Here is a 12488-nt window from a genome sequence, read left to right as displayed (position 1 = left end):
AAACCATTTAGCCTTTAAGGCCTAGGCTGGTAGGGCCTATACCCTGATCGTTCTTGGGTATATGTCCAAACAGTTTGAAGAAGCGACAGTTAGATTGCCGTACATCTTCATCTCGTTTGTGGAGGGCTCGGCTTACCTTAGAGAAGGTAAGCCGGACAACTATCTAACTGCAGGTCTTTGTCGCTGCTGTTTTTGCCAGTTATCACTGACAATGGCTACAGCTTGACTCGGTGCTAATGGCGTATTGCCCATAATTAAATCGGCGGCACGCTCTGCGACCATAATTGTTGGCGAATTTAGATTCCCGTTAGGAATGGTGGGGAAAATCGAAGAGTCCACCACTCTGAGGTTTTGTATACCATGCACTCGAGTTTGCGAGTCTACTACTGACAGGGCATCTTCGCCCATTTTGCAAGTGCAAGAGGGGTGATAGGCACTTTCTACCGCACTTCTTACAAAGCTATCTATTTGTTCATCTGTTTGGATATCGGTGCCAGGCTGGATCTCTTCACCGCGATACTCATCTAATCCAGGTTGATTAATAATTTCGCGAGTTAAGCGTACACAAGCGCGGAAACCTTCGATATCTTCTTGATGAGATAAATAATTGAATTGAATGCTTGGTGCTTGTTTTGGATCATTGGAAACGGCTTTAACACTGCCACGGCTCTTTGGTTTATTGTGACCAATATGCACTTGAAAACCGTGACCAGAGAAAGCTTCTTTACCGTCGTAGCGAATAGCGGCTGGTAAAAAATGATACTGTAAATCAGGCCATTCAAGCCCTGCTTTTGAGCGGATAAAACCACAAGACTCGAAGTGATTAGTCGCGCCAAGACCTGATTTATTTAGGATCCAACGACTTCCAATAAAGAGTTTATTTAACGGGTCTAACTTGCCATTAAGCGTAATGGGCTTGAGGCACTTAAATTGGAAGTAAAACTCTAGATGATCTTGTAGGTTCTCGCCCACGCCTGGTAAGTCATGGGTTTGCTGTATACCTGCTTTTGCCAAAGTGTCTGCAGCACCAATCCCTGAAAGCTGCAAAATGTGTGGTGAGCCAATTGACCCTGCTGAAAGGATGACTTCTTTGTTTGCGTTTAAATCAACCATTTTGCCTTTGCGCTCAAAGCGAACACCTACCACTTTCTTGCTCTCGCCTTGTTTCGTTGAAAATAGTACTTTGTGGACTTGAGCATGGGTAATAACAGTTAAGTTTGTACGTTTTATTACTGGTCTGAGGTAAGCATTAGCGGTTGACCAGCGCACGCCATTTTTAATCGTCATGTGCATTGGTCCAAAACCTTCTTGCTGTGCACCATTGTAGTCATCAGTGGCTAGGTAACCGGCATCAATACCTGCAGCAACAAAGGCTTTGTAGAGCGGGTTCTTCATATTATTGCCGTTGTTAACCCCCAATGGGCCATCGGCGCCGCGATAGTCATCTCCACCAAAAGCCCAAGTCTCGGCTTTCTTGAAATATGGCAAGCAATGAGCATAATCCCAATCTTTAGCACCTTGTTGTTGCCATTCATCAAAGTCGCGAGCATGGCCTCGTACGTAAACCATACCGTTAATTGATGATGAACCACCAAGCACTTTGCCTCGAGGGCAGTGCATTCGGCGATTATCTAAAAAAGGTTCAGCTTCTGTTTCAAATTGCCATGCATATTTAGCTGTATTCATTGGAATCGATAACGCAGTTGGCATTTGGATAAAAATGCTCTTATCGCTACCACCAGTTTCTAACAGTAGTACGCGGTTATTGGCATCAGCTGACAAGCGATTAGCTAGAACGCAGCCTGCACTACCTGCACCGACAATTATGTAGTCGTATTGTGGATTTGTTACAGTCATATCAGCTCCTTAAAATGGACTTTCAAGAGGCTGCATACCAACGTATACGGCTTTGATTTGAGTGTAAGCTTTTAGGGTCTCACTACCGTTTTCACGGCCAATCCCTGACATTTTGTAACCACCAACAGGCATTTCTGCTGGTGAGGCGCCATAGGCGTTGATCCAGCAAATACCGGCTTGCATCTGATGAATAACTCGGTGAGCGCGGGTAATGTTTTGAGTAAATACACCAGCAGCAAGCCCTAAACGCGTGTCGTTAGCGCGGTGAATAACTTCTTCTTCATCGCTAAATGGCAATACACACATTACCGGACCAAAGATCTCTTCTTTACTTATGGTCATTTCATCGGTGCACTGACCAAAAATGGTAGGTGCAACAAAAAAGCCATTAGGACTATTTTCTGGAATTAAAGCATGGCCGCCAGCTAATAACTCAGCGCCTTGTTGTTTACCGATGTCGATGTAGTTGAGTACTTTTTGTTGGTGGTCTTGGGATATTAGCGCGCCAAAATTTGTTTCAGGATCCATAGGATCGCCACAGACGATATTGTTTTGAGTACGGCTTACCAACTTTTCGATAAATTGTGGATAGATATCTTTCTGCACAAATACGCGGGTGCCATTAGTGCAGATCTCACCTTGGGTATAGAAGTTACCTAACATAGCGGCAGATACAGCATTGTCGATATCGGCATCATTAAAAATGATAAGTGGCGACTTTCCGCCTAGCTCCATAGTGACTTCTTTAAGTGAGCTTGAAGCTGCTGCCATCACTTTCTTGCCGGTGCCGACTTCGCCCGTGAAGGATACTTTGGCGATCTCGTCATTGTTGGTTAACCAAGCGCCGACTTGGCCATCACCTTGAATGACATTAAACACGCCATTAGGTAGGCCTGCTTCGGTAAAAATCTCAGCAAGTTTTAGTGCTCCAAGCGGGGTTTCTTCTGATGGCTTAAACAACATCACATTGCCACAAGCTAATGCCGGTGCTGATTTCCAACAGGCGATTTGTAATGGGTAGTTCCAAGCACCTATGCCTGCACAAATACCTAATGGCTCACGGCGAGTATAGTAAAAATCATCACCAATAGTTTGCTGGTTGCCTTCAATACTGGGAGCAAGACCTGCAAAAAATTCAATTGAGTCAGCTCCAGTTACGACATCAACTACTGACGCTTCCTGCCAGGGTTTTCCAGTATCTTGTACTTCAATAGCAGCCAGCTCGTCGTTGCGTTCACGCAACAGCGCAACGGCCTTAAGCAGGATACGGCTTCTTTCCATTGCGGTCATCTTTGACCAAGTAGCAAAGCCCTCTTTAGCGCTGTCGATAGCTGCTTTTTGGATTTTTTCATCGGCAACCTCAACTAAATAGCTGACTTCTCCATTTGCTGGATTGATGACTTCAAAGGTTTCGCCGCTGCTATTTTGCAAAGCTTGGCCATGGATATAATTTTTGTAGACAACTAGTGACATCGGTTTTCTCCGTACTGCATGATCACTGCCTCGATAAAGGCCTTACATAAAATTTGTGCCTGTTCGAACTCTTTCTCCGGTGCACCGCTTAGAGCGCTTCGTAGCCAGAAACCATCAATCATTGCAGCAGCTTGTTTAGCTGCTGTTATTGCTGCGGCTTTAGGTAGTATCTTTTTGAATGAAAACAGAAGGTTGCTATAAAGGCGTTGGCTATTTATGTGCTGTAGTCTGGCAAGTCCGGGTTCGTGCATTGCTTGCGACCAGAAACTTAACCAAGTTTTTGTGGCCGGTCTTGAACGTTGAACCTCAGTAAAGTTAGCTTCTACGATGGCATGTAATCGTTCTAACGGGATCATGCTTTTGTTTTGAGTGCGACTAAGTAATGCTTGTTTTAACTGGTCGAGTAAATATTTTTGGGTTGCTTCAATCAACCCCTGTTTGCCACCGAAATAATGACTAATTAAACCGGAAGATAACCCAGCTAAACCACTAATGGTATTGATGGTGGTGTTGTGTAAACCGTGACGTTCAACAGAGATAAGAGTGGCGTCGATGAGCTGTTGTTGTCGAACCGTTTTCATTGGTGGGCGTGGCATTAAAAGCAACCTCCAGAGTCTTATAATTCTTGTTATTTTGCTTGTTAAGTGGAACGTTAAATTTGTTGTTGTTTTTATAAAATTAATAGTTAATTGAACGTTCAATTAATAACAACTCTAATGGTTAGTGATGTAACTATCAAGCTTTGCTGAATAGTGTGACGCGCCTCACGGAAAAATATTGTGAAATTAAATTGAATAAGAGGTGGCGGTAAATTATTGTTTATTATAAGTAAAAGTGAGTGGTTTAAAATTGTGCAGCTCAGCCATATTAGGCTTAAATAAATTTAGAATTAAAATTAGTTTTAACCGTAACCTTTAATTTACTGCAAGCAAACAGAGATAAAAGCGCTAGAGGGAAGAAGTGAGAAATAGCTGTTGTAGAAGGCGAGTTATTACGATCTGCAAGCCTAATTATAGGATTCGCTTAGGAAGTAATATAAGTACTAATATTTGGAGCTATATTAAGTGCTATTGATAGCGGCATTTTCAATAGAGTAAAAAAATGCGCCCCTTTCGGAGCGCAAGTCACAAGCAATTGATATAAGGAACCACTCAGTTATTAGTTATTACATTAGTCTTCTAAGTAATTTAATATTCCCATCGCAGCATCACGGCCTTCAGCTATTGCAGTAACCACTAGGTCAGAACCACGCACCATGTCTCCGCCTGCGAACACTTTAGGGTTGCTGGTTTGGAATGGGTTATCGGCAACTTTTGGCGCTTTAACTAAGCCCCAGTCATTCAGTTCAATATTGTAATCAGCTAACCAATTAGCGGGACTAGGTTGAAAACCAAAGGCGATGATAACTGCATCGGCCTCTAATACCTGCTCACTACCTGCGATAGGTTCTGGACGGCGGCGACCACTCTCATCTGCTTCACCTAATTGGGTTTCGATACACTCAATCCCGACCACTTTATTATCGACGGTTTTAATCTCACTGGGTTGGCGGTTAAATAGAAACTCGACACCTTCTTCGCGAGCATTTTGTACTTCACGTCGAGAGCCCGGCATATTCTGTTCATCACGTCGGTATGCACAAGTGACCTGAGTTGCGCCTTGACGAACAGCAGTACGTACACAGTCCATTGCCGTGTCACCTCCACCTAAGACAACAACGCGTTTGCCTGCAAGACTTAGATAAGGATTCTCAAGACACTCAGTACCCATTACATTGTGTGTATTGCCAATAAGGTAAGGCAGTGCTTGGTGCACACCGTCGGCGTCTTCACCCTGCAAATTAGCCTTCATGGCGGTATAGGTGCCCATACCAAGGAAGACGGCATCGTATTGTTCTATTAGGTCTTTAAAGTCGATATCTTTGCCGACAGTGACACCTAGCTTAAATTCGATGCCCATACCTTCAAGTACGTTACGGCGAATTTGCATCACTTCTTTATCAAGCTTAAATGACGGGATCCCGTAAGTGAGGAGGCCACCTATCTGCACATTTTTATCAAACACCACGGCATTAACGCCATTACGGGCCAATATGTCGGCGCAGCCAAGACCGGCAGGGCCAGCCCCAACTATCGCAACTCTCTCTTTACGTTGCGTCACTTTTGACATATCAGGGCGCCAGCCCTGAGAAATAGCCGTATCGGTGATGTACTTCTCGACATTACCAATAGTCACAGCTCCAAACTCTTCATTCAGGGTGCAGGCACCTTCACAAAGTCGATCTTGTGGACAAACGCGGCCACAGATCTCTGGCAGAGTATTGGTCTCATGAACCAGATCTGCTGCTTCCATAATCCGCCCTTGCTTGGCTAATTGAAGCCAATTTGGGATGTAATTATGCAGTGGACATTTCCACTCGCAATAAGGGTTACCGCAATCAAGACAGCGATCAGCTTGTTCTTTTACCTGTGGTTGGGCAAAAGGTTGATAAATCTCAATAAACTGTGTTGCACGTTGTTTAGCTGCATGTTTAGTCGGATCTTTGCGCCCCACTTCAATAAACTGGAAATCATTGCTCATTTTGTCTTACCCCGCTCTGACTGCAAGTGCAGGTTCTGATTGTTCTAATTTTAATAAATCGCTTAGCTCTACATTCTTAGGCTTAACTAGAATGAAGCAATCTAACCAGTTCTCGAAATCACTTAAGATCATTTTGCCATGGTCACTGTTAGTTTCTTTGACATGTTGTTCAATCAAATCACGTAAGTGTTGCTGCTGAATAGGCGACTGCACCTTGTGAGTATCAACCATCTCGGTATTCACTCTTGGGGTAAAGTGACCATATTGGTCAAATACGTAGGCAAAGCCGCCAGTCATGCCAGCGCCAAAGTTAACTCCGGTTTTACCTAGTACCACAACAATGCCGCCAGTCATATATTCACAGCCGTTATCGCCTAAGCCTTCAACAACGGCTATTGCGCCTGAGTTACGGACTGCAAAGCGCTCTCCAGCCTGACCTGACGCAAATAGCTTGCCGCCTGACGCACCATACAAACAGGTGTTACCTAAAATCGTAGAGCGTTCTGCTTTAAACGGGCTACCCAGTTGTGGATAAACACAGATCTTGCCGCCTGACATGCCTTTACCTACATAGTCATTGGCATCACCACAGAGCATCAGTTCAAGGCCTGGCGCGTTCCATACGCCAAAGCTCTGGCCTGCACTGCCATTAAACTTTAAGGTGATTGGTGCCTTAGCACCATCTCGCCCTACATGGGTAGCAATATATCCAGATAGACTCGCGCCAACAGAACGGTCAGTGTTATTAATGCTAAACATTTCACAGATAGGTACGCCAGCTAATACAGCTTCTTTGCAATCTTCAACTAAGCGTTGGTTCAATTGGCCAGGGTCTGACGGTGGATTGATTTCACGCCAAGTGATTGCCGAGGTTTCTGGTACAGTAGGACGGTATAGAATAGGTGCTAAGTCTAGCGCTTGTTGTTTAGCGGTTTCACCTTCGATAGCTGCTAACCAATCACTGCGGCCCACGAGCTGTTCAAATTCGGTGGCACCCAAAGTGGCCATATATTCACGGATCTCGCGTGCAACAAACTCAAAATAAGTCATTACACGTTCTGGTAAACCGTGATAGTGCTCGTTACGTAGCTTTTGGTTTTGGGTGGCAACACCTGTTGCACAGTTATTAAGGTGGCAAATACGTAAGTATTTACAACCAAGAGCGATCATAGGCACGGTACCAAAGCCAAAGCTCTCTGCACCGAGCAGGGCTGCTTTAATAACATCCTTACCAGTTTTTAATCCGCCGTCGACTTGTAAACGAATTTTATGGCGTAGGCCATTTTCAACCAGTGATTGATGCACTTCTGCAAGGCCTAGCTCCCACGGACTACCAGCATACTTAACTGAAGTAATTGGACTTGCGCCGGTACCACCGTCGTAACCAGATATGGTGATCATATCAGCGTAGGCTTTAGCTACACCGGTAGCGATAGTACCAACCCCCGGCTCTGAAACGAGCTTGACTGATACCAGTGCCTTAGGATTAATCTGCTTTAAATCAAAAATAAGCTGAGCTAAATCTTCAATTGAATAGATATCATGGTGTGGCGGTGGTGAAATCAGAGTGACCCCAGGACGTGCGTTACGCAATGCAGCAATTTCGACACTGACTTTATCACCGGGTAGCTGACCACCTTCACCAGGTTTTGCACCTTGAGCGACTTTAATCTGCAATACTTCAGCGTTAACTAAGTAATGGGCAGTAACACCAAAGCGACCCGATGCAATTTGTTTAATTGCTGAGTTGCCTTCAGTGCCAAAGCGACGCGGATCTTCTCCACCTTCACCAGAGTTTGAACGGCCACCTAAACGATTCATTGCGACCGCTAGTGCTTCATGTGCCTCAGGGCTTAATGCGCCGATGCTCATCGCTGCACTGTCAAAGCGCGGATATAAGGCTTTAGCTGCTTCAACTTTGTCGATTGTTACTGCAGGAAGCTCGCCCTTTACCTCAATTAAATCGCGCAAAGTTGCGACAGGTCGGTCATCAACAAGTTCAGTAAAACGCTTGTAACTTGGGTAATCTTGGTCGCGCAAACTTGACTGTAGTGTATTAACTACATCTGGGTTAAAGCAGTGATATTCTCCGCCCTCTACATATTTAAGAAGGCCACCTTGTGATAACGGCTGATGTGCTCTAAAGGCATGCTTGTGCAGCAATTGTTGATCTTGTTCAATTAGCTCAAAGGTTGCACCTTGAATACGACTTATAACGCCATTAAAGCACAGCTCTACCACTTCATCTGCAAGGCCAACAGCTTCAAATTGCTGACTACAACGATAAGAGGCAACCGTACTAATACCCATTTTTGACATGATCTTTCGCAGGCCTTTATCGATACCCTGACGGAAGTTGAGCATTAGATCTCGGGTATTGGTAACACCATTACGCTGAGCGAGATCTGAGATGCATTCATAGACAAGGTAAGGGTAAATCGCCGTTGCGCCAAAACCAAGCAATACAGCAAAGTGATGCGGATCGCGCGCAGATGCAGTTTCGACAATGATGTTGGTATCACAGCGTAAGCTGTTATTTACCAGCACTTGCTGCACTGCACCTACTGCCATAGCAGCAGGGATCACTTGCTTGGATTTTGCTGTTGCACGATCTGATAGGACTAAAAGTGTTGTACCAGAGCGAGCTAAACGTTCAGCTTCATCACAAATGCGTTTAACCGCAGACTCTAGGCCTTCGCTGAGGTCGTAGTTTAAATCAACGGTATTCGCGCGGTAATAAGTGCTATCAAGCGCCATTAACTGATTAAAGTCACTAAACAGTAGTACTGGTGAATTAAACATTACGCGGTAAGCGTGGCCCGTGGTTTCATTAAATAGGTTTTGCTCTCGACCAGCGCAGGTCGTTAACGACATTACGTGTTTTTCACGTAATGGATCTATTGGTGGGTTGGTCACCTGGGCAAACTTTTGGCGGAAATAGTCGTAAATAGTACGCGATTTTTTCGACAGTACAGCCATAGGTGTGTCATCGCCCATAGAGCCCGTTGCTTCTTCGCCTTTTTGCGCGAGAACCCAAATGACTTGCTCTAGTTCTTCACGCGAGTAACCAAAGTGTTTTTGGTACTGTAGCAGTTGGGTACTATCAAACTCACGCTTACCTTGCTCGTTGGCGCCAAACTCTTCAGCTGGCTTGAGTATCTTGCTGTTTTTTGCCATCCATTGCTTGTAAGGGTGGCGACGTTTCAAGTCGTTATCGATCTCAAATGACGAATACAATTGACCGTTTAACGTATCGAGTACTAGTAGTTCACCTGGTCCCACGCGGCCTTTTTCGATGACTTCATCTGGAGCGTAATCCCAAATACCTACTTCAGAAGCAAGAGTTAAGATACGGTCTTTGGTAATCACATAACGTGACGGACGCAGACCATTACGGTCAACGGCACAGGCGGCATGTCGGCCATTGGTCATCACGATACCAGCAGGTCCATCCCATGGCTCCATATGCATCGAGTTAAAGTCATAAAAGGCTTTTAACTCGGGATCCATTTCTGGGTTACTTTGCCATGCTGGTGGAATAAGTAACCGCATCGCTCGGTAAAGGTCCATACCGCCAGCCAATAGCATTTCTAGCATATTGTCTAACGATGATGAGTCTGAGCCGGTCTCATTCACAAAGGGAGCTGCTTGCTGTAAATCAGGTAAAAGCGGCGCATGGAACTTGTAGGCACGTGCTCGAGCCCACTGACGGTTACCAGTAATCGTATTAATTTCACCGTTGTGAGCGAGATATCTAAACGGCTGCGCTAGAGGCCATTTAGGTGAAGTATTAGTTGAAAAGCGCTGGTGGAATAAACAAATAGCACTTTGTAGACGGATATCAGCTAAGTCGCTATAAAACGCCGGCAGATCGGCTGGCATCATTAGCCCTTTATATACTATGACTTGGCCTGATAGGCTTGCCACGTAAAAATCTTTATCGTGGGTTAGTTGTTGCTCGACTCTGCGCCTCGCCATATACAAGCGGCGTTCTAAATCTTTTTCACGCCACCCAATAGGAGCATTAATCAAAACTTGTACAATTTGCGGTTGACTGGCTTTACCTATAGGACCCAGTACATCGGTATTGACTGGCACATCGCGCCAGCCTGCAACACTAAGGGTTTCTTTCTGTAGTTCTTGCTCAAGCAGTTGCTTAGTTTGTGCAGCTAAGATGGCATCTTGGCTAAGGAATAGCATGCCTACGGCAAAACGACGACTCAAGTGCCAGTCGTTTTCTTCGGCAATAGCTTTAAAGAATTCAATAGGTAACTGCATTAATAGACCACAGCCGTCACCGGTGCGACCATCTGCTGCGATTCCACCACGATGTTTCATTCGGTCTAGGCCGTGAATCGCGGTACGTACAATACGGTGACTCGCTTCACCGTCCATTTGGGCGATTAACCCAAATCCACAATTGTCCCGCTCAAAACTTGGATGATATAAGCTCATTACTACACTCCCTAACCTCAACTGATACAACTCGGGAGATAAAGCAAAAAATCTCTATAGATATGCACCCGAATCAATCAAATTAACCTCATGCTAGTCAAAGGTCAAACCAAATTGTTGCATAAAAAATAACTAAAAGTCGCTGTTTTATACACTTGCAAACCAAAGTTTACCTTAACGTAAGCTGCTAAATGCTTCGTATAACCTTATGAATAAAAAGAATTTTAAAAATTAGTGAGAATGAAGAAATGATAAATGTAACGAGAATGTTGATTGTATCTGTTTTGCGTAAAGTGATTTTTATTGCATATACAGTGAAATGATAATCACTTTTGGTTGTGAGTATTTATGCATAAGCACATCGTAATGTAGTTACACTAGAATCTTATGGCAGTGAAAAGTCTTGGCCGCACACAGGGTCTTTACGGTTATTTGAGCTAGCGCTAATTAATGATTTTCAGAACTGGTTAAAATAGCGCAAATTTTTTAGTTGGGTAGATAGAGCAGTTGGGACTGGACAGTTACGTTAATACCTTTGGTGGTGTGTGCAAACAAAAGTACGGAGAGCGGATCCGTAAATTGACAATTGATGCAAAATTCACTTGTCCTAATCGCGACGGTACCTTAGGTAAAGGCGGGTGTACTTATTGTAATGTGGCGTCTTTTAGTCACGAACATAAAACCGAGCTTTCTATTCAAGAGCAATTAGCACAAGGCCGCGAGCGGTTATCGTCTAAATCTTCTAAATATATTGCTTATTTTCAAGCTTACACTAGTACTTATGATGAGTATTTAGTGTTGAAGCAAAAGTATGATGAAGCTATTCAAGATAACGACATTGTCGGGCTTTGCGTAGGAACGCGCCCTGATTGTGTTCCAGACGAAGTACTTGAGTTGTTAGTTGGCTACCAAAATGATGGTGTCGATGTTTGGCTTGAGTTAGGCTTGCAGTCAGCCAATGATAAGACCCTCAAGAAAATCAATCGCGGTCATACGTTTGCAGCTTATGAAGATACAGTCACACGTGCTCGCAGTTTAGGTATTAAAGTTTGTACTCATTTGATTTTAGGTCTGCCAGGAGAAAGCCATTCAGATTACCTTGAGACATTAGATAAGGTACTTGCTGTTGGCATCGATGGTTTAAAGATACACCCACTACATATAGTAGAAGGTAGTACTATGGCAAAAGCATGGCGGGCTAATAAAATGAACCTGCTTGAGCTGGAAAGTTATGCTTATAGTGTTGGTGAGCTAATACGCTATACTCCTGAAGATGTTATATTTCATCGTGTTACTGCGTATGCTAAAAAGCCTATGTTGTTAGGTCCTGATTGGTGTGCCTATCGCTGGAATGGATTAGTCGCCATCGTTGATGATCTTAAAGCGAAAGGTGGTCAGGGCGCCTATTTGAAAAATGCTTGTTAATTTGCTAGGTAGCGTGATTAAAAAGCAACTAAAGTGGCTATAAGTAAGTCATTAATGAGTAACTTTGTTTAACGATAGGTTGCTAAATGGTTAAAAAGTTAGGATTTTTAACCCTATGTGACACTAGTTGTTGCGCCCACGATTTTAGCGGGTATTATGTGGTAAAATCGTCTTTTGTATATACGGCAATATTTGAGAGGTGCCTAGATGGCAACAGCTGAATTAGAATCAATCTTGGATCTTAATACACTGGAGCAGTACTGCAGTGCAATTGGTGCAGGTACGCTACTTAAAAGCGTCGTTTTATTTGAACAATTAATGCCTGAATATGTAGGCAATCTAGTCAGTGCATACGAAGCAAATGATAAAGATACTCTTTGCTCTGAAGCGCATAAGTTCAAAGGTGCCGCAGGTTCAGTTGGTTTAAAGCGTATTCAGCAATATGCTCAACTACTGCAACACGGCGAAGAAGCTGCTTGGAATGCTGGCCATAAAGAATGGTTAGATCAAATTGCAGAGTTTGCAGCTAAAGATTTGCAGCAGTTAAAAGAATACCTAGAGTCTAAAGCTTAATTAGTTTTACTCTGGAAAATAGCGCAGTTTGGATAATTCCACTGCGCTATTTTTTTGCCTGTTTATCAATGAAAATACGATTATCGTGTACATTTTTGATTCACTTCACATTCTAACCTTTGCTA

Annotated in this window: 7 protein-coding genes; 2 read left to right on the top strand and 5 right to left on the bottom strand. The window is 43.9% G+C overall.

The genetic code is table 11. The features are described from left to right. Positions 1-159 precede the first annotated feature (159 nt). The 5 genes from betA to gltB all read right to left on the bottom strand — a co-directional run bounded on the left by betA (position 160) and on the right by gltB (position 10365). Complete coding sequence (betA, locus tag L2747_RS02835; RefSeq protein WP_248997592.1) at positions 160-1857, bottom strand: choline dehydrogenase; 1698 nt, start codon at positions 1855-1857, stop codon at positions 160-162. Positions 1858-1866: 9 nt separating this feature from the next. Further along, positions 1867-3330: a betaine-aldehyde dehydrogenase gene (gene betB / locus L2747_RS02830; RefSeq protein ID WP_248997591.1), complete on the bottom strand. Its 1464-nt coding sequence runs from the start codon at positions 3328-3330 to the stop codon at positions 1867-1869. Continuing rightward, positions 3321-3926, bottom strand: coding sequence for a transcriptional regulator BetI (gene betI, locus L2747_RS02825; protein ID WP_248997590.1), 606 nt, complete (start codon positions 3924-3926; stop codon positions 3321-3323). Before betI ends, betB begins: the two co-directional genes overlap by 10 nt. A gap of 574 nt (positions 3927-4500) precedes the next feature. After that, positions 4501-5910: an FAD-dependent oxidoreductase gene (locus tag L2747_RS02820; RefSeq protein ID WP_248997589.1), complete on the bottom strand. Its 1410-nt coding sequence runs from the start codon at positions 5908-5910 to the stop codon at positions 4501-4503. A gap of 6 nt (positions 5911-5916) precedes the next feature. After that, a complete protein-coding gene (gltB, locus tag L2747_RS02815) occupies positions 5917-10365 on the bottom strand; it encodes a glutamate synthase large subunit (RefSeq protein WP_248997588.1) in 4449 nt (1482 codons plus the stop codon). Between the two features lie 507 nt (positions 10366-10872). On the opposite strand from gltB, the gene mnmL reads away from it, so the two are divergent. After that, positions 10873-11790, top strand: coding sequence for a tRNA modification radical SAM protein MnmL/YtqA (gene mnmL / locus L2747_RS02810; RefSeq protein ID WP_248997587.1), 918 nt, complete (start codon positions 10873-10875; stop codon positions 11788-11790). Between the two features lie 207 nt (positions 11791-11997). Next, positions 11998-12363 (top strand): Hpt domain-containing protein, encoded by a 366-nt coding sequence (locus L2747_RS02805; protein WP_248997586.1) that lies wholly within the window; start codon positions 11998-12000, stop codon positions 12361-12363. The last annotated feature ends 125 nt before the right edge of the window (positions 12364-12488 follow it).

The sequence above is a fragment of the Shewanella marinintestina genome (genome assembly GCF_023283845.1).
Lineage (GTDB): Bacteria > Pseudomonadota > Gammaproteobacteria > Enterobacterales > Shewanellaceae > Shewanella > Shewanella marinintestina.
The sequence above is the reverse complement of the archived record's forward strand: the minus strand, read 5'-3'. Positions and strand labels throughout refer to the sequence as shown.

Excerpts from the sequence above, each read along its gene's own strand:
- betA (WP_248997592.1), bottom strand. The coding sequence starts at position 1,857 with ATGACTGTAACAAATCCACAATACGACTACATAATTGTCGGTGCAGGT.
- betB (WP_248997591.1), bottom strand. The coding sequence starts at position 3,330 with ATGTCACTAGTTGTCTACAAAAATTATATCCATGGCCAAGCTTTGCAA.
- betI (WP_248997590.1), bottom strand. The coding sequence starts at position 3,926 with ATGCCACGCCCACCAATGAAAACGGTTCGACAACAACAGCTCATCGAC.
- L2747_RS02820 (WP_248997589.1), bottom strand. The coding sequence starts at position 5,910 with ATGAGCAATGATTTCCAGTTTATTGAAGTGGGGCGCAAAGATCCGACT.
- gltB (WP_248997588.1), bottom strand. The coding sequence starts at position 10,365 with ATGAGCTTATATCATCCAAGTTTTGAGCGGGACAATTGTGGATTTGGG.
- L2747_RS02805 (WP_248997586.1), top strand. The coding sequence starts at position 11,998 with ATGGCAACAGCTGAATTAGAATCAATCTTGGATCTTAATACACTGGAG.